At 70.3% G+C, this 25251-nt stretch carries 23 protein-coding genes and 1 pseudogene; 14 read left to right on the forward strand and 10 right to left on the reverse strand.

Going from position 1 to position 25251, the window contains the following annotated elements; all coding sequences use genetic code 11:
• The first annotated feature begins 69 nt into the window (after positions 1-69).
• Entirely contained in the window at positions 70-282 is a 213-nt protein-coding gene (locus ACILR4_RS06360; protein ID WP_395699999.1) for a hypothetical protein, read from the forward strand.
• Between the two features lie 29 nt (positions 283-311).
• Here the strand turns inward: ACILR4_RS06360 and ACILR4_RS06365 are convergent, their stop codons facing one another.
• Positions 312-1550, reverse strand: coding sequence for a TetR/AcrR family transcriptional regulator (locus ACILR4_RS06365; RefSeq protein ID WP_395700000.1), 1239 nt, complete (start codon positions 1548-1550; stop codon positions 312-314).
• Positions 1551-1776: 226 nt separating this feature from the next.
• Between ACILR4_RS06365 and ACILR4_RS06370 the strand changes: the two genes are divergently transcribed.
• The 7 genes from ACILR4_RS06370 (at position 1777) to ACILR4_RS06400 (ending at position 10410) form a co-directional block, all read left to right on the forward strand.
• The gene (locus ACILR4_RS06370; protein WP_395700001.1) at positions 1777-3015 is read left to right on the forward strand and encodes an acyl-CoA dehydrogenase family protein; all 1239 of its coding nucleotides are present in this window, start codon (positions 1777-1779) and stop codon (positions 3013-3015) included.
• A gap of 15 nt (positions 3016-3030) precedes the next feature.
• Complete coding sequence (locus tag ACILR4_RS06375) at positions 3031-3807, forward strand: SDR family NAD(P)-dependent oxidoreductase (protein ID WP_395700002.1); 777 nt, start codon at positions 3031-3033, stop codon at positions 3805-3807.
• Positions 3808-3823: 16 nt separating this feature from the next.
• Positions 3824-5014: an acyl-CoA dehydrogenase family protein gene (locus ACILR4_RS06380; RefSeq protein WP_395700003.1), complete on the forward strand. Its 1191-nt coding sequence runs from the start codon at positions 3824-3826 to the stop codon at positions 5012-5014.
• A 1-nt stretch (position 5015) separates the two neighbouring features.
• Positions 5016-6155, forward strand: a complete 1140-nt coding sequence (locus ACILR4_RS06385) for an acyl-CoA dehydrogenase family protein (protein WP_395700004.1) — start codon at positions 5016-5018, stop codon at positions 6153-6155.
• Between the two features lie 60 nt (positions 6156-6215).
• Positions 6216-8300: a 3-hydroxyacyl-CoA dehydrogenase NAD-binding domain-containing protein gene (locus tag ACILR4_RS06390; protein WP_395700005.1), complete on the forward strand. Its 2085-nt coding sequence runs from the start codon at positions 6216-6218 to the stop codon at positions 8298-8300.
• Positions 8301-8323: 23 nt separating this feature from the next.
• Positions 8324-9502: an acetyl-CoA C-acyltransferase gene (locus tag ACILR4_RS06395; protein ID WP_395700006.1), complete on the forward strand. Its 1179-nt coding sequence runs from the start codon at positions 8324-8326 to the stop codon at positions 9500-9502.
• Between the two features lie 65 nt (positions 9503-9567).
• Positions 9568-10410, forward strand: coding sequence for a Crp/Fnr family transcriptional regulator (locus ACILR4_RS06400; RefSeq protein WP_395700007.1), 843 nt, complete (start codon positions 9568-9570; stop codon positions 10408-10410).
• Here ACILR4_RS06400 and ACILR4_RS06405 read toward each other — a convergent pair.
• Both ACILR4_RS06405 and ACILR4_RS06410 read right to left on the reverse strand, forming a co-directional pair.
• Positions 10355-10711 (reverse strand): TraR/DksA family transcriptional regulator, encoded by a 357-nt coding sequence (locus ACILR4_RS06405; protein ID WP_395700008.1) that lies wholly within the window; start codon positions 10709-10711, stop codon positions 10355-10357. The two genes, ACILR4_RS06400 and ACILR4_RS06405, sit on opposite strands and share 56 nt — an antisense overlap.
• Positions 10712-10733: 22 nt before the next feature.
• Positions 10734-10850 (reverse strand): annotated as a pseudogene (locus ACILR4_RS06410) (universal stress protein); the annotation flags it as partial.
• A gap of 22 nt (positions 10851-10872) precedes the next feature.
• Here ACILR4_RS06410 and ACILR4_RS06415 point away from each other — a divergent pair.
• On the forward strand, positions 10873-11082 hold the full coding sequence (locus ACILR4_RS06415) for a helix-turn-helix domain-containing protein (RefSeq protein ID WP_395700009.1): 210 nt from the start codon (positions 10873-10875) through the stop codon (positions 11080-11082).
• An 18-nt stretch (positions 11083-11100) separates the two neighbouring features.
• Here the strand turns inward: ACILR4_RS06415 and ACILR4_RS06420 are convergent, their stop codons facing one another.
• Together ACILR4_RS06420 and ACILR4_RS06425 are read right to left on the reverse strand one after the other, a co-directional pair.
• Positions 11101-11457 (reverse strand): TraR/DksA family transcriptional regulator, encoded by a 357-nt coding sequence (locus ACILR4_RS06420; protein ID WP_395700010.1) that lies wholly within the window; start codon positions 11455-11457, stop codon positions 11101-11103.
• A gap of 21 nt (positions 11458-11478) precedes the next feature.
• Positions 11479-12318, reverse strand: a complete 840-nt coding sequence (locus ACILR4_RS06425) for a universal stress protein (protein WP_395700011.1) — start codon at positions 12316-12318, stop codon at positions 11479-11481.
• A 199-nt stretch (positions 12319-12517) separates the two neighbouring features.
• Here ACILR4_RS06425 and ACILR4_RS06430 point away from each other — a divergent pair, with 199 nt between their 5' ends.
• A complete protein-coding gene (locus ACILR4_RS06430; RefSeq protein WP_395700012.1) occupies positions 12518-12958 on the forward strand; it encodes a hypothetical protein in 441 nt (146 codons plus the stop codon).
• Here the strand turns inward: ACILR4_RS06430 and ACILR4_RS06435 are convergent.
• Positions 12942-14711 (reverse strand): acyl-CoA dehydrogenase family protein, encoded by a 1770-nt coding sequence (locus ACILR4_RS06435; protein WP_395700013.1) that lies wholly within the window; start codon positions 14709-14711, stop codon positions 12942-12944. The genes ACILR4_RS06430 and ACILR4_RS06435 overlap by 17 nt on opposite strands.
• A gap of 128 nt (positions 14712-14839) precedes the next feature.
• Here ACILR4_RS06435 and ACILR4_RS06440 point away from each other — a divergent pair, with 128 nt between their 5' ends.
• The 3 genes from ACILR4_RS06440 to ACILR4_RS06450 all read left to right on the forward strand — a co-directional run bounded on the left by ACILR4_RS06440 (position 14840) and on the right by ACILR4_RS06450 (position 18573).
• The gene (locus tag ACILR4_RS06440) at positions 14840-16264 is read left to right on the forward strand and encodes a pyridoxal phosphate-dependent decarboxylase family protein (RefSeq protein ID WP_395700014.1); all 1425 of its coding nucleotides are present in this window, start codon (positions 14840-14842) and stop codon (positions 16262-16264) included.
• 96 nt (positions 16265-16360) lie between these two features.
• Entirely contained in the window at positions 16361-17224 is an 864-nt protein-coding gene (locus ACILR4_RS06445) for a phytanoyl-CoA dioxygenase family protein (protein WP_395700015.1), read from the forward strand.
• On the forward strand, positions 17221-18573 hold the full coding sequence (locus tag ACILR4_RS06450; protein WP_395700016.1) for an NAD(P)H-dependent oxidoreductase: 1353 nt from the start codon (positions 17221-17223) through the stop codon (positions 18571-18573). Before ACILR4_RS06445 ends, ACILR4_RS06450 begins: the two co-directional genes overlap by 4 nt.
• On the opposite strand, the gene ACILR4_RS06455 is transcribed toward ACILR4_RS06450, so the two are convergent.
• Positions 18561-19022 (reverse strand): Lrp/AsnC family transcriptional regulator, encoded by a 462-nt coding sequence (locus ACILR4_RS06455; protein WP_395700032.1) that lies wholly within the window; start codon positions 19020-19022, stop codon positions 18561-18563. The two genes, ACILR4_RS06450 and ACILR4_RS06455, sit on opposite strands and share 13 nt — an antisense overlap.
• Before the next feature lie 102 nt (positions 19023-19124).
• Here ACILR4_RS06455 and ACILR4_RS06460 point away from each other — a divergent pair, with 102 nt between their 5' ends.
• The gene (locus tag ACILR4_RS06460) at positions 19125-20648 is read left to right on the forward strand and encodes an aminotransferase class V-fold PLP-dependent enzyme (RefSeq protein ID WP_395700017.1); all 1524 of its coding nucleotides are present in this window, start codon (positions 19125-19127) and stop codon (positions 20646-20648) included.
• Positions 20649-20663: 15 nt separating this feature from the next.
• On the opposite strand, the gene ACILR4_RS06465 is transcribed toward ACILR4_RS06460, so the two are convergent.
• The 3 genes from ACILR4_RS06465 to ACILR4_RS06475 all read right to left on the reverse strand — a co-directional run bounded on the left by ACILR4_RS06465 (position 20664) and on the right by ACILR4_RS06475 (position 25180).
• Positions 20664-21638, reverse strand: coding sequence for a tripartite tricarboxylate transporter substrate binding protein (locus tag ACILR4_RS06465; RefSeq protein WP_395700018.1), 975 nt, complete (start codon positions 21636-21638; stop codon positions 20664-20666).
• Positions 21639-21690: 52 nt separating this feature from the next.
• Positions 21691-23400 carry a long-chain fatty acid--CoA ligase gene (locus ACILR4_RS06470; protein ID WP_395700019.1) on the reverse strand — a complete coding sequence of 570 codons (1710 nt, stop codon included), beginning with the start codon at positions 23398-23400 and terminating at the stop codon, positions 21691-21693.
• A 136-nt stretch (positions 23401-23536) separates the two neighbouring features.
• The gene (locus tag ACILR4_RS06475; protein ID WP_395700020.1) at positions 23537-25180 is read right to left on the reverse strand and encodes a DUF6923 family protein; all 1644 of its coding nucleotides are present in this window, start codon (positions 25178-25180) and stop codon (positions 23537-23539) included.
• Between the last annotated feature and the right edge of the window lie 71 nt (positions 25181-25251).

Consider the following 25251-nt stretch of genomic DNA (forward strand, 5'->3'; position numbering starts at 1 on the left):
CCGGCCCGGCTCGATCCCTAGAGTTCGCTTCATCGCAACCGTGGTTGCCCGGATTCACAGGAGATCGAGATGAACGCAAAGCACAGCTTCACCACCCGTTTCAACGCCGTTGCGCTGGGCCTGGCGCTGGTCGCCACGCTGGCGACGATGGGCGGCCTGCAGCAACTGGCCAGCACCGAGTACAGCCGCACGGACAACGCGCAGATGGCGCACGCCAGCACCGTCTCGCAGCCGGCCGTGCAGCAGGTGGTGGTGGTGGGCAAGCGCCTCAACCGCGCCTGATGCCGCTCATCGCGAGACAGCCATGAGCCTCAACTGACAGGCGGGCACAGCAGGCCCAGCATGCCCGGGCGCAGGTAGAGCGACACCACGTTGTCGACCCGCGCCGAAGGCACCCAGCGCTGCAGTTCCGACGCGGCGTTGATCTGCGCAAACACCACCTGCGCAGCAATGGCCGGATCGAGCGGCCGCACCGATCCATCCATCATCCCATCGACCAGCACGCTGCCGATGCGCTCGGTCAGCCGCTGCATCGTGCGCCGCACCTGCTCGCGGTGCGCCTGGTCGGGCAGCGCGCTGGTCGCGGTGTTGCGCAGCAGCGGCCCGCGTTCGGAAAGCTGGAAGCGCAGCACCTCGGCCGCCGCCGCGCAGGCGCGCTGCCAGCCGGGGCCGCTGGCACTCTCGGCCGCGCGCAAGGTGCCGCGCAGCAGCGTGAAGCTGCGTTCGAAGCAGGCCGCGATCAGGTCGTCCTTGGTCTCGTGGTGGTGATAGAACGAGCCCTTGGTGACGTTCAGCCGCGCCGAGATCTTGTCGACCGATGCGCCGCGGTAGCCCTGCTCGTTGACGAGCTCCGTGGCGGCCCGCAGGAACGCTTCCTCCGGACCTTCCGGCGCCACCAGCGCTGACGCATCGGCCGGCGGCACCGACCACACCGCCCCCGGGCCGGCCAGGCCACGCAGCAGGATGTCGGCCACGCGCGCCGCCACGCGCGGGTAGTCGTCCAGCTCGAAACGCTGGATCCACGAACGTACCCAGTGCGCCACCGACACCACCTGGTGCGCGCGGGCATTGAGGTCCTCGCGTGACCAGCCCGCACTCTCCGGCCCCTTGAGCAGGGCGCGCACGCTGCGGAAGAAGTTGGTGTAGGCCGCGAACACCTCGCTCTGCTGCGGCTCGGGCAGCGCGCGGATGTCGTTGAACGAAATGAGCGGCGGTCGCGCACCGGATTCAATGGCCGCCAGCGCTTCGGCATGGCAGCGAAAGAACGCGGCCACGCGCGCCGCGACATCCGGCGCCCGCGCGGCTTCGGCCACCACCGCCTCGTGCGCCTCGATCGCGCGCAGGAAACAGGCGGTCGCCAGGTCTTCCTTCTTGCGGTAGTAGTAGGTCACGCTGGTCGTCACCAGCCCGACGCTGGCGGCGATGTCGGCCAGCGTGGCGCCCTTCACCCCCTGCTGGTTGAACAGCCGCGCGGCGGCGGCCAGCAGCGCCTCGCGCTTTTCCTGGAAGCGCGCGGTGGGCGGCGGCGACGTGATGGGGGCGGAAGCCATGGTGTGGTCAGTCCGCTGGGCGACAGCGCCGGGCGGGTGGCGCATCATCGGCAAAATCGAATCTTCGGTACGTCATGGTTAACCCTAGTCGCCTATGTGACGACACCTGATCTTGCGGTGTTTTCGAAGTTTTAGTTTGCCATTCGCGGGGGCTCTCTGCTATCTTTGCGGCGCTGGGGCGGAAGCGCCCCATCCACCATCCGCCGCCACAGGCCGAGGAGACAAGATGAACTTCACGATGTCCGAGAAGCAGGCCTACTGGCGCCAGCGTGTCATCGACTTCATGAACGAGCACGTCTACCCGAACGTGCCGGTCTACAACCACCAGATGAAGGACTTCGGCGAGAACCGCTGGCAGGTGGTGCCCGTGCTCGAGGAGTTGAAGAAGAAGGCCAAGGCCGCCGGCCTGTGGAACCTGTTCCTGCCGCGCGATTCGCTGCCCGAGGACAGCCCCTACCGGGGCGCCGGCCTCACCAACCTCGAATACGCGCTGTGCGCCGAGGAAATGGGCAAGGTCTCCTGGGCCTCCGAGGTGTTCAACTGCTCGGCGCCCGACACCGGCAACATGGAGGTGCTGTGCCGCTACGGCAGTGACGAGCACAAGGCGCGCTGGCTGCAGCCGCTGCTGGCCGGCGAGATCCGCTCGGCGTTCCTGATGACCGAGCCCGACGTCGCCTCGTCGGACGCCACCAACATTGCCACCTCCATCGTGCGCGACGGCGACGAGTACGTGATCAACGGCACCAAGTGGTGGTCCTCCGGCGTCGGCGACCCGCGCTGCAAGCTCGCCATCCTGATGGGCAAGACCGATCCGAACGCGCCCAAGCACTCGGCGCAATCGCAGATCCTGGTGCCGCTGGACAGCCCCGGCATCGAGGTGGTGCGCATGCTGCCGGTGTTCGGCTTCGACGACGCGCCGCACGGCCATGCCGAGGTGATATTGCGCAATGTACGCGTCCCCGCCAGCAACCTGCTGCTGGGCGAAGGGCGCGGCTTCGAGATTGCGCAGGGCCGCCTGGGTCCGGGCCGCATCCACCACTGCATGCGTTCCATCGGCTCGGCCGAGGTGGCGCTGGAGCAGATGGTCAAGCGCCTGCAGTCGCGCACCGCCTTCGGCAAGCGCATCATCGAGCAGTCGGTGTGGGAACAGCGCATCGCCGAGGCGCGCATCGACATCGAGATGACACGGCTGCTGTGCCTGAAGGCCGCCGACATGATGGACAAGGTCGGCAACAAGGTCGCACAGCTCGAGATCGCGATGATCAAGGTCGCCGCGCCGCGCGCCGCGCTGAAGGTCATCGACATGGCGATCCAGGCCTTTGGCGCCGCCGGCGTCTCCAGCGACGCGGGCCTGGCCAAGCGCTACGCCAGCATGCGCACGATGCGCCTGGCCGACGGGCCCGATGAAGTGCACAACCGCACCATCGCCCGCCTCGAGATCGGCCGCTACAAGGCCCACGCCTGAACCGGAGCTGCTGCGATGAACCTCTTCGATCTGAGCGGCAAGGTCGCGATCATCACCGGCTCGTCGCGCGGCATCGGCCGGGCGATCGCCGAGCGCATGGCCGAGCACGGCGCGCAGGTGGTGATCTCCTCGCGCAAGGCCGAGCCCTGCCAGGTGGTGGCCGATGAGCTCAACACGCGCTACCCCGGTCCGAACGGCCAGCCGCGCGCCATCGTCGTGCCGGCCAACATCTCGTCGAAGGAAGCGCTGCAGCACCTGGTCGACGAGACCCAACGGCAGCTCGGCCGCGTCGACATCCTGGTCTGCAATGCCGCCAGCAACCCGTACTACGGGCCGCAGGCCGGCATCTCGGACGACCAGTTCCGCAAGATCCTGGACAACAACATCGTCGCCAACCACTGGCTGATCAGCATGGTGGTGCCGCAGATGATCGAGCGGCGCGAGGGCTCGATCATCATCGTCTCGTCGATCGGCGGGCTGCGCGGCTCGCCGATCATCGGCGCCTACTGCATCAGCAAGGCGGCCGACATGCAGCTGGCGCGCAACCTGGCGGTCGAGTACGGCCAGCACAACATCCGCGTCAACTGCATCGCGCCGGGCCTGATCAAGACCGATTTCGCGAAGGCGCTGTGGGAAGACGAGGCCGCGCTGGCGCAACGCAACCAGCACACGCCGCTGCGCCGCATCGGCGAGCCCGACGAAATCGCCGGCGCCGCCGTGTACCTGGCCTCGAAGGCCGGCTCGTTCATGACCGGGCAGAGCCTGGTCATCGACGGCGGTGTGACGATCTGATTTCCTAGGCGGCAAGATGAGCGACACCACCACCCTCGACAGTTTCCGCGTCGAAACCCGCGCCTGGCTCGAAGCCCACTGCCCGCCCGAGATGCGCCAGCCGGTGCGCAACGAGGACGACATCTGCTGGGGCGGCCGGCAGTTCACCTTCCAGTCCGAGGCGCAGCGCCTGTGGCTGCAGCGCATGGGCGAGCGTGGCTGGACCGTGCCGACCTGGCCCAAGGCCTACGGCGGCGGCGGCCTGTCGGGCGACGAGGCCAAGGTGCTGGCGCAGGAGATGAAGCGCCTGAACTGCCGCGTGCCGCTGCAGAGCTTCGGCATCTGGATGCTGGGGCCGGCACTGCTGAAGTTCGGCAACGAGGAGCAGAAGCGCGAGCACCTGCCGAAGATCGCCCGCGGCGAGATCCGCTGGTGCCAGGGCTACAGCGAGCCGAACGCCGGCTCCGACCTCGCCGCGCTGGCCACGCGGGCCGAGGACCGCGGCGATCACTTCATCGTCAACGGCCAGAAGATCTGGACCTCGTACGCCGACAAGGCCGACTGGATCTTCTGCCTGGTGCGCACCGACACCGCGAAGAAGCACACCGGCATCAGCTTCGTGCTGTTCGACATGGCCACGCCCGGCGTCAGCACCAAGCCCATCCTGCTGATCTCGGGCAAGAGCCCGTTCTGCGAAACCTTCTTCGACAACGTGCGGGTGGACAAGCGCAACCTCGTCGGCGAACTCAACGCCGGCTGGGACGTGGCCAAGTACCTGCTGACGCACGAGCGCGAGATGATCGGCGCGATCGGCGACCGCGCGCAGCCCAAGCCGATGGGGCAGCTCGCGGCCGCGCAGATCGGGCTCGATGCCACCGGCCGGCTGGCCGACCACGGCCTGCGCGCGCAGATCGCCGAGTTCGAGGCCGACGAAGCCGCGTTCCGCCTGGCGCTCGAACGCGCCGGCGACCTGCACCGCGCGAGGCAGGCCCATCCCGCCATGTCGTCGATGCTGAAGTTCTACGGCGCCGAGCTGAACAAGCGCCGCCTCGAGCTGGTGATGGCCGCCGGCGGCAGCGACGCGCTGGAATGGGACAGCGAGCGCTCGCAGCACGGCGCCGCCGCGCGCAACTGGCTGCGCAGCAAGGCCAACTCGATCGAGGGCGGGACCAGCGAGGTGCAGCTGAACATCATCGCCAAGCGCATCCTAGAACTCCCGGGAGCCTGAGATGCCTCTGGTGCTGACCGAAGAACAAGCGATGCTGCGCGACAGCGCACGCGATTTCCTGGCCGAGCAGTCGCCGATCACGGCGCTGCGTCATTTGCGTGATAGCGCCGATGCCGACGGCTTCTCGCGCCCGCTGTGGGCCCGGTTCGCCGAGATGGGCTTCACCGGCGTGCTGGTGCCCGAAAGCCATGGCGGGCTCGGCCTGGGCCATGTCGAGGCCGGCGTGGTGATGGAGCAGATCGGCCACCAGCTCTGCGCGTCGCCGCTGCTGGCCTCGGGCATCGTTGCGCTCACCGCGCTGAAGGCGGGCGGCAACGCCGCGCAGCAGGATGCCTGGCTGCGCCGCATCGGCAGCGGCGAGGTCATCGCGACGTTGGCGGTCGACGAAGCGGCCAAGCACCGGCCGCTGCAGATCAGCACCACGGCCACGCCGGTGGCCGGCGGCCTGCTGCTGGACGGCGCGAAGACCTTCGTGCTCGACGGCCATGTCGCCGACCTGCTCATCGTCGCCGCGCGCTCGGCGGGGCAGCCCGGCGAGGCCGAAGGCATCACGCTGTGCCTGGTGCCGCGCACGGCCGCCGGCGTCTCGGTCGAGCGCACCGTGATGGCCGATGCGCACAACGCCGCCCGCGTGCGCTTCGACCGCGTGCAGGTAGCCGCCGACGCCGTGCTGGGCGAAGTCGGCCGCGGCGCGCTGGTGCTCGAAGCCGCGCTGAACGCCGGCCGCTGCGCGGCGGCCGCCGAGCTCCTGGGCCTGGCCGACGAGGTGTTCGAGCGCACCGTGAACTACCTGAAGGAGCGCAAGCAGTTCGGCCGCCTGATCGGCGAGTTCCAGGCGCTGCAGCACCGCGCCGCGCTGCTGTACTGCGAGTTGGAGATCACCCGCGCCGCCGTCGTCAAGGCCCAGCAGGCGCTGGATGCCGATGCCGCGAAGGCCGGGCCGGCGGTGGCGGTGGCCAAGGCCCGCGCCGGCCGCACGGCGACGCTGGCGGTGCAGGAAGGCGTGCAGATGCACGGCGGCATGGGCATGACCGACGAGTTCGACATCGGCCTGTTCATGAAGCGCGCCCGTGTGCTGCAGGAGCTGTTCGGCGACGCGAACTTCCACCAGGACCAGCTGGCCCTCGGCCGCGGCTACTGAGCGCCGCGATCCCGCCGGCGCTGGCCACGTACTTTGACTGTCATTGAAGAAAGACGCACCATGAGCGAACCCGTCAGCTACGAAGTCCGCGGTCCGGTGGCCGTGATCACGATGGACCGGCCGCCGGTCAACAGCCTGGGCGCCGCGCTGCGCACCGGCATTGCCAATGCCTTCGACCGCGCCAGCGCCGATGCCAACGTCAAGGCCATCGTGCTGGCGGGCAGCGCGCGCGCCTTCTCGGCCGGCGCCGACGTCACCGAGTTCGGCACCCCGCTGGCCGCGCGCGAGCCGAACCTGCGCGTGCTGATCGACCTGGTCGAGAAGACCGCCAAGCCGGTGGTCGCGGCCATCGCCGGGCAATGCCTGGGCGGCGGCTTCGAGCTGGCGATGGGCTGCCACTACCGCGTGGCGCTGGCCGATGCGCAGCTGGGTCTGCCCGAGGTGAAGATCGGCCTGTTGCCCGGCGCCACCGGCACGCAGCGCCTGCCGCGCTTGATCGGCCTGGAGGCGGCGCTGAACATGTGCGTCAGCGGCAACCCGGTGAAGGCCGAGGCCTTTGCCGGCACGCCGCTGATCGACCAGATCATCAGCGGCAACCTGGTCGACGGCGCGGTGCTGTTCGCCACCGGCGTGGCCGACAAGCCGATCCAGCGCGTGCGCGACCGCAAGGTGAAGGACCCGCAGGGCGAGGCCTTCCTGCAGTTCGCGCGCAACACCGTCGGCGCGATGGCCGGCCCCTTCCCGGCGCCGATGAAGTGCCTGGAAGCGGTGGCCCACGCGCTGACCAAGCCCTTCGACGAAGGCGTCAAGCTCGAGCGCGAAGGCTTCATGGCGCTGATGCAGAGCCCCGAGTCGCGTGCACTGCGCCATGTGTTCGCGGCCGAGCGCGCCGCAGCCAAGATCCCCGGCCTGCCCGAGGGCACCGCGCTGCGCGAGATCAAGCGCGTGGGCGTCATCGGTGCCGGCACCATGGGCGGCGGCATCACGATGAACTTCCTGAATGCCGGCATCCCGGTGGTGCTGCTGGAGATGAAGCAGGAAGCGCTGGACAAGGGCCTCGGCACCATCCGCAGGAACTACGAGAACTCGGCCAAGAAGGGCAAGCTGAAGGCCGAGCAGGTCGAGCAGCGCATGGGCCTGATCACGCCGACGCTGACCTACGACGCCTTCAAGGACGTCGACCTGGTGATCGAGGCGGTGTTCGAGAACATGGACGTGAAGGAGCAGGTGTTCCGCACGCTCGACGAGGTGTGCAAGCCCGGCGCGATCCTGGCCTCCAACACCTCGTACCTGAACATCGACAGGATCGCCACGTTCACCAAGCGCCCGGCGGACGTGATCGGCCTGCACTTCTTCAGCCCGGCCAACGTGATGCGGCTGCTGGAAGTGGTGCGCGGCGCGCAGACCGCGCCCGACGTGCTGGCCACCGGCATGGCGCTGGCCAAGACCATCAAGAAGATCGCGGTGGTCTCCGGCGTGTGCGACGGCTTCATCGGCAACCGCATGCTGGCGCGCTACGGCGCCGCGGCACAGGGGCTGATCAACGCCGGCGCGCTGCCGCAGCAGGTGGACGGCGCGCTGCAGAAGTTCGGCCTGGCGATGGGTCCGTTCCGCATGGGCGACCTGGCCGGCCTGGACATCGGCTGGGCCACGCGCAAGCGCAAGGCGGCCGAGGCCGGCGTCGAGATGAAGCCGATCATCGCCGACAAGCTGTGCGAAGCCGGCCGCTTCGGCCAGAAGACCGGTGCCGGCTGGTACCGCTACGAGGCCGGCAAGCGCGACCCGATCCCCGATCCGGTGACCGAGCAGCTGATCGCCGACTACCGCGCCGCCGCCGGCATCACGCCACGCAAGATCAGCGACGAGGAAGTGGTCGAGCGCTGCATCTACGCGCTGGTGAACGAAGGCGCGCGCATCCTCGACGAAGGCATTGCCGCGCGGGCCTCGGACATCGACATCGTCTACCTCAACGGCTACGGCTTCCCGCTGCACCGCGGCGGCCCGATGCTCTATGCCGACATGGTGGGCCTGCCCAACGTCGTGCGCGCGCTGCGCCGCTTCGCCGCAGAGCCCGGCGCCGACGCCTCGTGGGCGCCCGCGCCGCTGCTCGTGAAGCTGGCCGAAGAAGGCAAGACCTTCAACTGATCACCTCTTCCGGAACCACCACCATGACCGAAGCCGTCATCGTCTCCACCGCCCGCACCGGCCTGGCCAAGAGCTGGAAGGGCGCGTTCAACATGACCTATGGCGCCACGCTCGGCGGCCATGTGATCGCCGAAGCCGTCAAGCGCGCCGGCGTCGCGCCCGACGAGGTCGAGGACGTGATCCTCGGCGCCAGCCTGCTCGAAGGCACCACCGGCGGCAACATCGCGCGCGTGGCCGCATTGCGCGCCGGGCTGCCGGTGTCCACCGCCGGCGTGTCGATCAACCGCTTCTGCTCGTCGGGCCTGCAGGCCATCGCGATGGCCGCGCAGCGCATCATCGTCGACCAGGCGCCTGTGATGATCGGCGGCGGCCTCGAATCCATCTCCTGCGTGCAGAACGAGGTCAACCGCCACATGCGCGTCGACCCCGCGATGATGGAGCTGAAGCCCGAGATCTACTGGAGCATGCTGCAGACCGCCGAGCAGGTGGCCAAGCGCTACAACATCTCGAAGGACGCGCAGGACGAATACGGCGTGCGCAGCCAGCTGCGTGCGGCCGCGGCCGCCGCAGCCGGCAAGTTCGACGCCGAGATCGTGCCGATGACCACCGTGATGGGCGTGGCCGACAAGGCCACCGGCCGCCTCACCCGCAAGGAGGTGACCATCGCCGCCGACGAGGGCATCCGCCCCGACACCACGCTCGAAGGCGTGCAGAAGATCCGCCCGGCGATGCCCGGCGGCGTGGTCACCGCCGGCAATGCCAGCCAGTTCTCCGACGGCGCCTCGGTGTGCCTGCTGATGAACGCCAAGCTGGCCGAGCGCCGCAACATCGAGCCGCTGGGCATCTTTCGCGGCTTCGCGGTGGCTGGCTGCGAGCCCGACGAGATGGGCATCGGCCCGGTCTACGCCGTGCCGCGGCTGCTGGAGCGCAACGGCCTGAAGGTGTCGGACATCGGGCTGTGGGAACTCAATGAGGCTTTTGCGGTCCAGGTGCTGTACTGCCGCGATAAGCTCGGCATTCCCGACGAGCTGCTGAACGTGAACGGCGGCGCCATCGCTGTGGGTCACCCCTACGGCGTGTCGGGCTCGCGCCTGACCGGCCACGCCCTGATCGAGGGCAAGCGCCGCGGCGCCAAATACGTCGTGGTGACGATGTGCATCGGCGGCGGCCAGGGGGCTGCCGGCCTGTTCGAGGTCTGCTGACGCCGAAGCCTTCGCCTGCCACGCCCCTGATTCGACCCTGACCCGGTATTGGAGCGGCCATCGCCATGACTGCACTGCTCTCGACGATTCCGGCCCGGCCTGCCGCCGCGGCCTACACCGTACCGGCCGCGCCGGACACCGGCGTGCTGCACCCCGACCTGCGCCCGGCCGAGAACCACAGCCTGAAGCAGGGCGCGTGGTTCTCCAGCCTCTCGCTGGAGCTGCGCCGCGCGATCCTGGCGCGGGCGCGGGTGCGCCATGTCAGCCGCGGCACGCTGCTGGTGCGGCGCGGCAACCATGCCAGCGACTGGGTGGGCGTGGCCAGCGGGGCCCTGCGCCTGGGCACCGACCTGTCCGACGGCCGCAGCTTCACGCTCGACCTGCTGGGTCCGGGCGACTGGTACGGCGACATCGAGCTGGTGGACGGCGGCCATTGCAGCCTGGAGATGCGCGCGCATGTCAACAGCACGCTGCTGCTGGTGTGCAAGCACGACCTGCACTGCCTGATCCAGGGCTCGCCTGAACTGCATCAGGCGCTGCTGCAGCTGGACTGCCGCCGCCTGCGCCACATGCTGCGCCGCATGGAAGAGCTGCAGACCGCGCCGCTGGCGCAGCGCGTGGCGATGCAACTGCAGCGCCTGCTGCGCCAGTTCGGCCGCAGCACCGCCTTGGGCGAACGCATCGACGTGGCGCTGCCGCAAAGCGACCTGGCCAGCCTGCTGTGCGCCAGCCGCCAGCGCATCAACGGCGTGCTGCGGGCGATGCAGGCGCTGGGCATCGTCAGCACCAGCCACGCATGGCCAGGAAGTGCTGGCCATGCCGGCCGGCGCCTGAAGCGCCCGCGATCGGCCGCTAACGCGTATGTGACTCGGCTGCGCGCTGGCAGCTCATGCAGCGCGCCGCGGTAGCCTGCACCTGCAACCGGGCCGCCTCGATCGGTTCGCCGCACTCGGTGCACAGGCCGTAGCGGCCGGCCGCGAGTCGCGCCAGCGCGGCGTCGATCTCGCGCAGCTCGGCCAGGTCGCGTTCGGTCTCGGCCGCCGCCACTTCGTCCTGCTCGCGCGCCTGGGCCTCTTCCTTGCGGTCGCGCACTTCGTGGCTCAGGTCGTCCGAGTGCTGCTGCTCGCGGGCCACTTCGCCGGCCAGTTCTTCGCGGCGGGCCAGCAAGCGGGTCCGTACGTCCTGCAGCGCGCTCGAGGTGTTCGTCATGTTGGCTTGCTCCTGCGGGGCCTCAGCGCGACATCAGCACCGGCACGGTCATGGTTTCGAGGATGCCGCGCGTGGCACCGCCCAGCATGCGCTGGGTCCAGCGCGCATGGCCGTAGGCGCCCATCACGATCATCTCGGCATCCANAGGCCGCAGCACCGCCTTGGGCGAACGCATCGACGTGGCGCTGCCGCAAAGCGACCTGGCCAGCCTGCTGTGCGCCAGCCGCCAGCGCATCAACGGCGTGCTGCGGGCGATGCAGGCGCTGGGCATCGTCAGCACCAGCCACGCCCGCATCACGGTGCTGAACCCGCACCGGCTGGAAGCGCTGGCGCATGGCCAGGAAGTGCTGGCCATGCCGGCCGGCGCCTGAAGCGCCGTCGGCCTGCCGCTAACGCGTGGGTGACTCGGCTGCGCGCTGGCAGCCCATGCAGCGCGCCGCGGTGGCCTGCACCTGCAGGCGGGCCGCCTCGATCGGTTCGCCGCACTCGGTGCACAGGCCGTAGCGGCCGGCCGCCAGCCGCGCCAGCGCGGCGTCGATCTCGCGCAGCTCGGCCACGTCGCGTTCGGTCTCGGCCGCCGCCACTTCGTCCTGCTCGCGCGCCTGGGCCTCTTCCTTGCGGTCGCGCACTTCGTGGCTCAGGTCGTCCGGGTGCTGCTGCTCCCGGGCCACTTCGCCGGCCAGTTCTTCGCGGCGGGCCAGCAAGCGGGCCTGCAGGTCCTGCAGCGCGCTCGAGGTATTCGTCATGTTGCTTGCTCCTGCGGGGCCTCAGCGCGACATCAGCACCGGCACGGTCATGGTTTCGAGGATGCCGCGCGTGGCACCGCCCAGCATGCGCTGGGTCCAGCGCGCATGGCCGTAGGCGCCCATCACGATCATCTCGGCATCCACGTCGGAGGCGCGCGACAGCAGCGCGTCGGCATAGCCGATGGCCGTGACCTCGACGCTGGCCTCGGCCTTCACGCCGTGCCAGGCCAGCCAGCGCACCAGCGATTCGATGCGCTCGTGCAGCACCGGCTTGTCGTCGCCGTCGCGGATGAAGCGCACGACCCGCACCTGCTCGGCGCGCACCAGCAGCGGCATCGCATCGGCCACGGCGCGCGCGCCCTCGCGGCTTTCGTCCCAGCCCACCAGCACGCGCCGCGCCGGGGCCTGGAAGCTGCCGGCATAGGGCAGGATCAGCGTCGGCCGCGGACTGGTCTGCACCACCTGGTCGAGCGCGGCCCGCGCCTGCGAATAGCCCGACTGCGCCGGGTCCGGCTGGCTCACGACGGCCAGGTCGCAATAGGGCACGTGCCGGGCCAGTGCCATCGCCGGGTCGTCCGGCGTGGTGACGGCTTCCACCGCATGCGCGCCGGCCTGGTCGCAGCTGGTCTTGAACTTCTGCGCCAGATGCGCGCCCTGGTCCTGCAACGCGGCCTCGGCCTTGGCGAGGTAGGCCGACAGGGCCGCCGCCGTGGTCGGCGTGAGCGGCAGGTCGGGCAGGCCGGTCGGCACCAGGCCCACCAGGTGCGCATCGAGCGAGCGCGCCAGCTGGATCGCATACTCGGTACGCGATTGGCAGGTGGCTTCGCTGTCCAGCAGGACCAGCAGGCTGCGGAAGTTCATGGTCGGGGCTCCGGGTGGCGATGCCGCACTATCGCGCCGGCCGCGCGGCCACGGCTTGACGACCATCAAATGCGCCGCCGCAACGTTTTACCGTTCGCCGACACACGCGCGCTGCGATTCTTTACCTCGTGTGCCGGAACCGCGGATGCATGATCAGGTCGTTCACCGAACCGTTCCCCAAGCCATCGAGGTCCTGCCCATGCACGACATCGCTTCACCCCACGGCGCCGGGCCGCATTCGCCCGCGCGCCTGCTGGTCCGGCTGTACACGCGCGCCGACGAAGCACGCCGCAGCCGCATGCTGGCCCGCCTGCTGCAGCCGCTGGGCCTGCTGAGCCTGACGGCCGTGGCCGCCGGCGCCTTCCGCCCGCTGCTGGGCCCGCAGGGCCTGGCCCTCGATGCCCTCACGCCGGCCAGCGTGGCCGGCTTCAGCACCGGCCAGGTGTTCGAGCTGGCCAGCTTCGTGCACGACATGGACCCGCAGCTGCTGTGGCAGGCGGCGATGGTGCTGGTGGACACGCCGTGGGCGCTGCCCAGCTTCACGCTCGCGGTGCTGGTGCTGCTGCGCCGGCGCGTGCTGCCGCGCGCCAGCGTCGTCGACCGCCTGGCGCTGGAGGCGCGCGTCAGCCCGGCAGCGTGAGCATCGGCAGCGTGCGCTGCGCCGCCAGGCACACCTGCTGCCAGGGTGCCGCGGATTCGGGCAACAACCATTGCAGGCCGTAGCGCATGCGCTCGGTCTTGGCTGCGGCCCACGCGGCGTCGCTGTCCTCGCGCGCGGCGCGGGCGCTGGCCGCAAAGGCCCAGGCCTGCAGCAGGTGGGTCAGGCCCAGCAGGTAGGCATCGGCCACGCGCAGCGGCGCTTCGGCATCGGTGGCCACCGCGGCCTGCACCGCGGCGGTGGCCTCGCGGGCGCGGCCGCACTGCGCCCGCAACGCGGCACCGAAGTCGGCCAGTGCGGGCTCGGCCTCACAGCGCGCGGCCTCGGCCTGCAGGTCGTCGAGCAGCAGGCCCAGCGCGCTGCCACCGTCGGCGAGCACCTTGCGCGTCAGCAGGTCGATGGCCTGGATCTCGTTCGTGCCTTCGTAGACCATCGCGATGCGCGCATCCCGCACGGTCTGCTCGATGCCGTAGTCGTGCGTGTAGCCATAGCCGCCGAAGACCTGCAGCGCGGCGCTGGCGGCCTCGAAGCCCTGGCGCGTCAGGCTGGCCTTGACCAGCGGCGTCAGCAGCGCAGCCAGCGCCGCGGCACGCTGGCGCCGGGCGTCGTCGGCCTGGTGGTGGGCTTCGTCGATGCACTGCGCGGCGCGGTAGGCGATCACCCGGTGGGCCTCGGTCAGCGCCTGCAGGCGCAGCAGCGTGTGGCGCATCGCCGGGTGCCAGGCAATCGGGTCGGCCGCGGCCGGCGCCGCGCCCTCGGGCCGACGCGCGGCGCGCATCTGCAAGCGCTCGTACGCGTAGCGCAGCGCGTTCTGCGTCGCCATCTCCTGGTGGCCCAGGCCCTGCAGCCCGACGTGCAGGCGAGCCGAGTTCATCATCAGGAACATCGCGGCCAGCCCGCGGTGCGGCGCGCCGATCAGCCAGCCGGTGGCGGCCTCGTAGCGCATCGCGCAGGTGGCGCTGCCCTTGATGCCCATCTTCTTCTCGATGCCGTCGCAGACCATTGCGTTGCGCGTGCCATCGGGCAGCAGCTTCGGCACCAGCGCCAGCGAAATCCCCTTGGTGCCAGGCGGCGCATCGGGCAGGCGGCACAGCACCAGGTGCACGATGTTGTCGGTGAGGTCGTGCTCGCCGCCGGAGATGAAGATCTTGCTGCCGCTCACGCGCAGGCTGCCATCGGGCTGCGGCTCGGCACGGGTGCGCAGCAGGCCCAGGTCGCTGCCGGCCTGCGGCTCGGTCAGCGCCATCGCGGCCAGCCATTCGCCGCTGGCGATCTTCGGCAGATAACGCGCTTTCAGAGCGTCATCGGCATGGGCCTTGATCGTCTCGTAGGCGCCGTGCAGCAGATCGGGGTACATGGTCCAGCCATGGTTGCTGGCGCTGAGCATCTCGCGCATCGCCGCGTCCACCAGCAGCGGCAGGCCCTGGCCGCCCCAGGCGGGGTCGCAGGGCAGCGCCGGCCAGCCGCCCTCGACGAAGGCCTGGTACGCCGCGCGGTAGCCGTCCGGCGTGCGCACGCTGCCGTCGGCCGCCAGCGTGCAGCCCTGCAGGTCAGCCGGACCGTTCAAGGGCTGCAGTATTTCAGACGCAAAACGACCGGCTTCCGCCAGCACCGCATCGGCCGTGTCGAGGTCCAGCTCGGCGAAGGCCAGGCAGCGTGACCACGATTGATCCGCCTGCAGCACACGCTGCAGCACGAAGCGCATGTCGCGCAGGGGAGCCTGGTAGTGCCACATCGCGGGTGCCCTTGCCGGTCGATCGAATTTATTTATTGTATTGAACTATTCGACAGGTCGCTGACGATCTTTCAGCCGGTCGCCGCGTATGCTGGCCCTCGTCTTCAGCCGCCCCCCGCTGGTGCACCATGCCCGACGACACCGGATCACCGCTCGCCGCCCTGCCCCGCGCCGCCGCGCAGGCCGAGGCGTTCCGCCGCCGCATCGACGAAGGCCCGCAGCGCGCCGAGGACGACTACCACGCCTCGCTCGCGCGCTTCGACGAGCCCTTGCCCGAAGGCGGCCGCCCGGCCACCGAGGTCATCGACCAGCTCGTCGCCCGCGCCACGCCAGGCCTGCAGAAGTCCGCCGGCCGACGCTTCTTCGGCTGGGTGATCGGCAACTCGCACCCGGTGGGCGTGGCCGCCGACTGGCTGGCCTCGGCCTGGGGCCAGAACGCCGGCAATCCGGTGGCCAGCCCGGCCGCCGCGGCCTGCGAGGCGGTGGCCGCGCAATGGCTGCTCGAATTGCTGGACCTGCCACGCGAAGCCTCGGTGGGCTTCGTCACCGGCGCGACGATGGCCAACTTCGTCGGCCTGGCGGCGGCGCGCAGCGCAGTGCTCGCGCGCGTGGGCTGGGACGTGCAGGCGCAAGGCCTGTTCGGCGCGCCGCCGATCCAGGTGCTGATCGGCGACGACGCCCACGCCACCGTGTACTCGGCGCTGCAGTACCTGGGCCTGGGCCATGCGCGCGTGACGCGCATCGCCACCGATGCTCGGGGCGCGATCGACCCCGCGGCCTTCGCACAGGCGGTGACCCACATCACCGGCCCGGCCATCGTCATCCTGCAGGCCGGCCAGATCAACACCGGCGCCTGCGACGACTTCGCCCGCCTGGTACCGCTGGCGCAGGCCCGTGGCGCCTGGGTGCATGTGGACGGCGCCTTCGGCCTGTGGGCCCGCACGAGCCGCGAACACGCGGCCTGCGTGGCCGGCATCGAGCAGGCCGACTCCTGGGCCACCGATGGCCACAAGTGGCTGCAGACGCCCTACGACTGCGGCTACGCCATCGTGCGCGATGCGCGCGCGCACTGGGATGCGATGAGCATCAACGCCAGCTACCTGCCGGTGGGCCAGGGCGAGCGCGATCCGTCGCACTATGTGCCAGAGCTGTCGCGCCGCGCACGCGGCTTCGCCACCTGGGCCATGATCGCGCACCTCGGCCGCCGCGGCATCGGCGCGCTGGTCGAACAGCATGTGCGCGTGGCAAGGCTGATGGCGGCCCGGCTGGCGCAGGCGCCAGGCGTCGAGGTGGTCAACACCGTGGTGCTGAACCAGCTGATCGTCCGCTTCGGCACCGACCGCCCGGCGGATGAAGCCGACCGCCTGACCCGCGCCACCATCGCCCGCCTGCAGGCCGATGGCGAAGCCTTTGCCGGTGGCGCGCAATGGCGCGGGCGCTGGGTGATGCGGATCTCGGTGATCGGCTCGGAGACCCACGAGGCCGAGGGCGAACGCAGCGCCCAGGCCATCCTCGCCGCGTGGCGCCAGGTGCGCGCGCAGCCCTCCGCGTAAGTCCCGAGGCCAGCCCGCGGCCGAGTCCGTACGCTGAATGCAGCAGGCGCGGGTCCGCGCCCGGACCATCCACTGCCCGCCGCGGAGCCGACGACCATGCAACTCACCGCAGCCCAGCGCGCGCAGTTCGAGCGCGACGGGTACCTGTTCTTCCCCGGGCTGTTCTCGCCCGACGAGGTACGCCAGCTGACCGACGCCGTGCCCGCGCTGTACGCGCGGCGCGAGGCCTTCAACGTGCGCGAGCGTGGCAGCGACGCGGTGCGCACGAACTTCGCCGCGCACCTGTACAGCGAGCCCTTCGCACGCCTGGCGCGCCACCCGCGCATGGTGAAGCCGGTGATGCAGCTGTTCGACGAGCCGGTGTACATGCACCAGTTCAAGATCAACGGCAAGATGGCCTTCGAGGGCGACGTGTGGCAATGGCACCAGGACTACGGCACCTGGAAGAACGACGACCTGATGCCCACCGAGCGCGCGATGAACGTGGCGATCTTCCTCGACGAGGTGAATGCCTTCAACGGCCCGCTGATGTTCATCCCGGGCAGCCACAGGAAGGGCGTGCTCGATGCGCAGCACGACCTGACGACCACCAGCTACCCGCTGTGGACCCTCGACCACGCGCTGATCGCGCAGCTGGTGGAGCGGGCGGGCGGGCGCCACGGCGGCATCGTCTCGCCGCAGGGCCCGGCCGGCTCGATGATCCTGTTCCACTCCTGCCTGGTGCATGCCAGCAGCAGCAACCTCTCGCCGTGGAACCGCGTCAGCGTGTACCTGAGCTTGTGCGCCGTCAGCAACCACATCCGGCGCTTCAAGCGGCCCGAGTACATCGCGCACCGCGACTTCACGCCGATCGACTGCCTGCCCGACGACTGCCTGCTGCGTGAAGCGCCGGTGGCGCTGCCCTGGAAAAACGGGCTGCCGGCCTCGGCGCTCGATACCTCGCTGGAGGTGTTGCCATGAGTCTTCATCGCCAGCTGCAGCAGCGCGCCGCCGAAGGGCGGCCGATCCGCGTCGGCCTGATCGGTGCCGGCAAGTTCGGCGCGATGTTCCTGGCCCAGGTGCCGCGCACGCCGGGCATGCAGGTGGTGGCCATCGCCGACCTCTCGCCAGCCGGTGCGCGCCGCAACCTGGCCCGCGTCGGCTGGACCGAGGACCGCATGGCCGCCGCGTCGATCGACGAGGCGGTGCGCCAGGGCAGCACCCACGTCGGCGAGGACTGGCAGGCGCTGGTGCGCCACCCGGCCGTCGACGTGGTGGTCGAATGCACCGGCCATCCGCCCGCGGCGGTGGACCATTGCCTGGCCGCGTTCGCGCAGCGCAAGCATGTGGTCAACGTCACCGTCGAGGCCGATGCCTTCTGCGGCCCGCTGCTGGCGCGCAAGGCGCAGGAGGCCGGCGTGATCTATTCGCTGGCCTTCGGCGACCAGCCGGCGCTGATCTGCGACCTGGTCGACTGGGCCCGCAGCTGCGGCTTCCCGGTGGTGGCCGCCGGCCGCGGCCACAAGTGGTTGCCGCACTTCAGCGCCTCCACGCCCGAAACGGTGTGGGGCTACTACGGCCTGACCCCCGAGCAGGCCGACCGCGGCGGGCTGAACCCGAAGATGTTCAACAGCTTCCTCGACGGCTCCAAGCCCTCGATCGAATCGACCGCGGTGGCCAACGCCACCGGCCTGGGCGTGCCCAGCGACGGCCTGAAGTACCCGCCGGCCAGCATTGCCGATATACCCTATGTGACGCGGCCAAGATCGGAAGGCGGCGTGCTCGAACGCAAGGGCATGGTCGAGGTGATCTCCTCGCTCGAGGCCGACGGCCGCGTGATCCCCTACGACATCCGCATGGGCGTTTGGGTCACCGTCGAGGCGGAGACCGACTACATCAAGCACTGCTTCGAGGAGTACAACGCCCACACCGACCCCAGCGGCCGCTACTTCACGCTGTACAAGCGCTGGCACTTGATCGGCCTGGAAGTCGGCTATTCGGTGGCCAGCGTGGCGCTGCGCGGCGAAGCCACCGGCGTGGCGCTGGCCTGGGGTGCCGACGTGGTGGCCACCGCCAAGCGCGACCTGCAGGCCGGCGAGCTGCTCGACGGCGAAGGCGGCTATACCGTGTGGGGCAAGCTGCTGCCGGCCGCGCGCTCGGCCGGGATGGGCGGCCTGCCGCTGGGCCTGGCGCATGACGTCAAACTGGTGCGGCCGGTGAAGGCCGGCCAGAGCCTCTGCTGGGACGACGTGATGATGGACACCGGCAGCCTGGCCTACCGCTGCCGGCGCGAGATGGAAGCGCTGTTCCCGCCGGTTCAATCGATGTAGGACAGCGGCAGCGCGGTGGTGAACTTGATCTCCTCCATCGCGAAGCTCGAGCTCACGTCGAACAGCTGCGTGCCGGCGATCAGGCGCTTGTAGACCTGGTCGTAGGCGGCGATGTCGGGCACCACCACGCGCAGCAGGTAGTCCACCTCGCCGCTCATGCGGTAGAACTCCACCACTTCGGGAATGGCCTCCACCGCGGCGCGGAAGCGGTCGAACCAGGCCTGCGTGTGCACGTTGGTGCGGATCGACACGAACACCGTGACGCCGACGTTGACCTTCTCGCGGTTCACCAGCATCACGCTGCGTGTCAGCACGCCGGCCTCCTTCAGCCGCTGCACGCGGCGCCAGCACGGCGTGGCCGACAGGCCGACCTGCGCGGCCAGCTCGGCCACCTGGATGGCCGCGTCTTCCTGCAGCAGCGCGATGAGCTTGCGATCGATGGCATCCAGTTTCACGGCTCGCTCCCATTGGAGAATTTGATTCTCCATCGAAGCGATTTTGCAGTCGAATTTGGACGCAATTTCTCCAAGGCCGGGCAGAAAATGCGCGCCATGGAGCTCTACCTCGACGCCAATGCCACGACGCCGGTGCTGCCGCAAGCCCGCGCCGCCGCCCTCGCCGCGATGGCCGAGGAGTACGGCAACCCGAGCAGCACGCACGGCAGCGGGCTGCGGGCACGCGCGCTGCTGGACCGCGTGCGCGACACCGCACGGCGCGTGCTGGCCGTGCCCACCGGCGAGCTGCTGTTCACCAGCGGCGCGACCGAAGGCATCCAGACCGCCGTGCTGTCGGCACTGGTGGCGTTGCGGCAGCGCGAAGCCGCGGGCCAGGCGCTGCCGCGCCGCCTGCTGTACGGCGCCACCGAGCACAAGGCCGTGCCCTCGGCGCTGCGGCACTGGAACGCGCTGCTCGGCCTGGACCTCGACGTGCAGGCCATTCCGGTCGACCGCGAAGGGCGGCACGACTTGGCCTGGCTGCGCACGCAGGCACAGGACGCCGGCCTGGTCTGCACGATGGCCGCGAACAACGAGACCGGTGTGGTCTCCGACCTGGACGGCATCGCCGCCGCGCTGGCCGGCAGCCCGGCGCTGTGGCTGGTGGACGGCGTGCAGGCGCTGGGCAAGCTGCCGCTGAAGCTGGTCGAGCGCCGCATCGACTACGCGCCCTTCTCGGGCCACAAGCTCTACGCGCCCAAGGGCATCGGCCTGCTCTACGTGCGTGAAGGCGCGCCGCTGACCCCGCTGCAGGCCGGCGGCGGCCAGGAAGGCGGCCTGCGCGCCGGCACCGAGAACATGGCCGGCATCGCCGCGCTTGGCGCGGTGCTCGAAGCGCTGGCGTCCGGCACGGTGTTCGCGCCGGCGCCGGTGCTCGAGGCCCGGCGCCAGCAGCTGGTCGCGGCGCTGCGCGAGGCCTTTCCCGGCATCGTGTTCAACACGCCGCTGGGCAACAGCCTGCCGACCACGCTGAACTTCTCGGTGCCCGGCGTGGCCACCGCGCGGCTGCTCGAACTGTTCGATGCCGAAGGCCTGCGGCTGAGCGGCGGCTCGGCCTGCGGTGCGGCGCAGGCACAGCCCAGCCCGGTGCTGCAGGCCATGGGGCTGCCGGCGGCGCAGACCACCTCGGCGATCCGGCTGTCCTTCGGCGCGGCCGACGACGCCGCGCTGACCGACGAGGCCTGCGCGCGCCTGCGCGCCTGCGGCGCCCGGCTGCGCGAGGAGCCCGAGCCCGTCGAAGTGGACCTGCCGATCGAAAGTCTGGGCGGGCTGCTGCGTGCGATGCCGCAGGCCCGGCTGATCGATGTGCGCGACGCCGACGAGCGCGCGGCCGAGCCCGTGCCGGCCGGCTTCGCGGCCGAATGGCCGGCGATGCGCGCGGTGCCGCTGCCGAGCCTGCCCGCGCTGCTGGCGGAACTGCGGGCCCTGCCAGCCGACACGCCGGTGGTCTTCGTCTGCCGCAGCGGCGCACGCAGCGCCCGCGCCGCCCGCGCGCTGCGCCAGCAGGGCCACGCGGCCGCGTGGAGCCTGGCGGGCGGGCTGGACCGGGTCGCCGCGGCCGAGGCCGCGGCCAGCGCCTAACGCACTAAGCGCGCGTCACTTGGCGGCCAGGCCCAGGCGCTCGATCAGCGCCTTGTCCTTCGCAAAGGTGTCGATGGCCCACTTGCGGTAGTCCTCGCCGCTGCGGTACCACATGTCCTGGTTCAGCTGCGCCAGCACTTCCTGGTGCTTGGGGTCGTCCATCGCCTTCTTGAACGCGTCGTGCAGCGTCTTCACGATGGCCGGGTCCATGCCCTTGGGGCCCACCAGGCCATAGGGCGAATTGCCGACCACGTTGTAGCCCAGCTCCTTGGCGGTGGGCACCTGTGGCCAGCGCTTGGTACGCTGCTCGCCGAAGGTGACCAGCAGCCGCATCTGTCCGTTGTCGACGAACTTGTCCCAGCCGCTGGCGTCGCTGCCGGCCATCACGTGGCCGCCCAGCAGCGCCTGCATCAGGTCGGCATTGCCCTTGAACGGCACATGCGTCAGTTCGACCTTGGCGTTGTCGGCCAGCTCTTCCAGCAGCAGGTGCGGGCTGGTGCCCACGCCGGTGGAACCGTAGTCGATCTTGCCGGGCTGCTTGCGCGCGGCGGCGATGTAGTCCTGGAAGCTCTTGTACGGCGAATCGCTCTTGACGACGAAGCCGAAGGTGTAGCCCGAGACGCCGATGATGAAGCTGAAATCGTTGATCGGGTGCCAGGCCGTCTTCTGCATGTGCGGCACGCGCAGCATGCCCATCGGGAACTGCGCGATGGTGTAGCCGTCGGGCTTGGCGGTCAGTGCCATCGTGCCGGGGCCGGTGGTGCCACCGCCGCCGGGCTTGTTCTCGACGATGATGTTCTGGCCCAGGATCTTGCTGGCGATCTCGGCCAGCGCCCGGTGGTGGCGGTCGGTCGAGCCGCCGGCGGGCCAGGGCACGATCAGCGTGATGGGCCGGCTCGGGTAGGCCTGGGCCTGCACGCCAAAAGGCGCGGCCATCGCGGCGGCCAGCGTCGCGCCCAGCAGCAGGCGGCGGGTGGCGGATCGGGTCATGGTGTCTCCGGTGTGAGGGGTGGGTGGCTGAAGGAATCGGATCCGGCGCGGCTCAGCCGGCCGCGCGCTGTGCGTCGCGGGCGTCCTGCTCGGCCTGCAGTTCGCGCCACTGCACCTTGCCGGAGCCGGACTTGGGCAGCGACGGGACGAACTCGACGATGCGCGGGCTCTTGTACGCGGCCATCTGGCCGTGCGCCCAGTCGATGATCTGCTGCTCGGTGACCTGGCCGGCCTGGCCGGCCTTCAGCACCACCAGCGCCTTCACGGTCTCGCCGCGGCGAGGGTCGCGGGCGGCGATGATGCAGGCCTCCTGGATCGCCGGGTGCTGGTACATCAGGGCCTCCACTTCGGCCGGCCAGACCTTGAAGCCCGAGGCATTGATCATGCGCTTGAGCCGATCGACCATGAAGAAGTAGCCGTCCTCGTCGATGCGCGCGAGGTCGCCGGTGCGCAGGAAGCGCTTGCCGTCGCGTTCGATGAAGGCCTCGGCGGTGGCCGCCGGGTTGTGCCAGTAGCCCTGCATCACCTGCGGGCCGTGCACGATGATCTCGCCGCTCTGGCCCGGGCCCACCTCGGCCAGCGTGGCCGGGTCGATCAGGCGCGCGTCGACATCGAACACCGGCACGCCCAGGCATTGCGGCTTGGCCCGCTGCGGCGGGTTGATGTGCGTGGCGGCCATGGTCTCGGACATGCCGTAGCCCTCGGCATACGACAGCCCGGTCAGCGCCTTGAGCTTCAGCGCGATGGCCTCGGGCATGGCCGCGCCGCCGCCGCGGATGCTGGTCAGGCTGGACAGGTCGACGTCCTCGATGCCCGGCTTCGAGAGGAAGTCGATCATCATCGTCGAGATCACCTGCCACAGCGTGATGCGATAACGTGCGATGCACGTGGCCGCGACATCTCGGTCCCAGCGCGACAGCAGCACGATGGTGGCGCCGACGAAGATCGGCCCGTTCATGCTGCCCGACATGGCGGTGACGTGGAAGAAGGGCAGCACCGAAAGGTAGGTGGTGTCCTGCGTGCAGCCGAACCACTGCACGCCGCCGACCAGCGTGCTCATCACGCTGCGGTGGGTGTGCATGCAGCCCTTGGGCGCGCCGGTGGTGCCGCTGGTGTAGGGCATCACCGCCAGGTCGTCGGGGCCGGCCTGCATCGGCCCGGGCGGGCACTGCAGCGCCAGCGCATCGGCCCACGCCACGAGGCCCTCGCCCTCGACCGCACGGCGCGGTTCGGCGACGAAATCGGGCAGGCGCAGGTCGGTGGGCCGGGGCAGGTAGTCGCGGTAGCAGGCCACGATCAGCCGCTGCAGGCCGCTGGGCCCCAGGGTCTGCTGCATCAAGGGCTGCATCTGCGCCAGCAGGTCCTGCGGCACGACGGCCACGCGGGCACCGGTGTCCTGCACGTAGTGGCGCAGCTCCTCGGTGCGGTTCATCGGGTTCACCGGCACCACCACGGCGTCGGCCCGCAGGATGGCGTAGTACGCGATGACCCACTGCGGGCTGTTCTGCAGGTACAGCAGCACGCGGTCGCCGCGCTGCACGCCGCAGTGCTGCTGAAGATAACCGGCCAAGTGCTCGGCCTGGGTGCGGAACGCGCGGTACGACAGCGGGTTGTCGTAGTACTGGATGAAGGGCTTGTCCGGGTAGCGCGCTGCGGAGACCTCGACGTTGTGGAACAGGTGGGTCTGCGGCAGCGTCAGGTGCTTGCTCAGGCCGGGCGGCCAGTGCGGGAAGTGGGGGGCGGGGGCGTCGTCGGGCTGCATGCTGTTTTCTGCAAAGCGGAATTCAGCCCTGCAGCGATGCGGCATGCTAGCCAGCGCAGCTCCCCGTGTAAACCGAAGCCGTCAGGGCACAGGGTCATCCCCGCGCTTTTTTCCGGTATTCGGAAAACAACGGCGCTCAGCGCTGTGGCCGGATCTTCAGCACCGCGTTGTTGCGGTCGGCACTGACGAACACCGTGCCATCGTCGGCCACCGCCACGCCGGTCACGATGTAGGGCGGCGGCAGGCCGGGGCCGGGTGCCAGGCCGATCGGCAGGTTCTCGGCCACCGTGCGCCGCGTGCCGTCGGCCGGATTGATCTCGACCAGCCGACGCGCCGCCGATTCGGCGACGATGAAGCTGCCCCAGGGCGTCTGCGCCAGGCCCTCGGGCAGTGCCAGCTGGCCGGCCACCACGGTCTTCGCGCCGGTGGCGAGGTCGATGCGCAGCAGGTTGCCGGCCGCTTCGGTCAGGTACACCGCGCCGTCTCGGCCCAGCACCATCTGCACCGGGCCGGCCAGGCCGCCGGCCACGAGTTGGCGGTCCTTGAAGTCGGCCCCGCTGGCGCGCAGCAGGCTGCCGGTGGCGATCTCGGCCACCAGCACGCTGCCGTCGTCCAGCGGGATCGCGTCGTAGGGCGCCTTGAAGCTGTGGAGCATCGTCGCGGTCTTCAGGCTGGCGCGGTCGACCAGCTGCACCGTGCCGGTGAACCAGGACACCAGCGCCAGCTGCTTCGTGCCCAGGCCCACCGTCATCGGGTACTCCAGGTCGGAGGCCTGCATGCGCGCGATGTCGGTCACCGCGCCGCTCTGCGGATCGATGCGGCGGAAGCTGAAGGTGTCGGCGATCCACAGGGCGCCGCCGACGTACTTCATGCCGCCGGCCACCGCGAGCCTGCCGCTGATCAGCGGCTTCGAGCGGCCGGTGGCCGGGTCGACCTCGATGATCGCGTTGTCGGCCATGTTGGACACGTACACCGTGCCCTCGGGCGCGATGGCCAGGTTGTCCAGCGAGGTGGCCAGCGTGGTCACCACCGTCTTGCGGCCGTCGGCCAGCGCGACCTTCGCAACCTCGCCGGTGCGCGTGTCCACTGCCCACAGGTTGCCCTTGCCGTCGAGGTTGGCCGCCGCCGGGATCTTGAACTCGCGGTTCAGCACGGTGATGGCGCCATCGGCCGGATTGATGCGCACCAGCTGGCCCTTGAACCACAGCGGGCCGTAGAGCTGGCCGTCGGGCCCGACCTCGAAGCCGTTGAAGCCGCCCATGTCCTTGACGATCAGCCGCGGCGGCTTGCCGCCCGCGAGATCGATCTCCCACAGCGCGTCGCCGAGGAACACCTGGCTGGCGTACAGCTTGCCGTTCTTCATGTCGAAGGCCAGCGAGTTGATGCCCGGCAGGTCCTTGGCGACGATGCGGATCGGCGCCGCATCGCTCTCGCGCAGCCGTACGATGCCCTGCAGGTACGAGGTCCAGGCCAGCTCGCCCTTGGGGCCGACCGCGATGTCGTCGGCCTGGCCTTCGGGTGAGGCGATGAAGACCTTGGCTGCGCCGGTCTTGCGGTCGACTTCCCACATGTCGTTGCCGACCACGGTGCCGGCCAGCAGGCGGCCCTTGGCGTCGACGGCCAGGCCGTGCACCCCGTGGAAGGCCGAGGGCGGCACCAGGGTCTCGGGTGCGGCCCAGCCGGCGGGCCGGGTGGGCGCCGTGCCCATCGAGCTGCAGGCGGCGAGGGAAACCAGCAGGCCGATCACGGCCAGCGCGGACAGCGCGCGAAGGGGCTTCATCATGGGTCTCCTGAGGTGGCCGCTCCAATCAGGCGTTGGGCGGCTCTGGAGACCATGCTAGGCGCAGCGCG

Source organism: Aquabacterium sp., from assembly GCF_044226965.1.
Classification (GTDB): domain Bacteria; phylum Pseudomonadota; class Gammaproteobacteria; order Burkholderiales; family Burkholderiaceae_C; genus Pseudaquabacterium.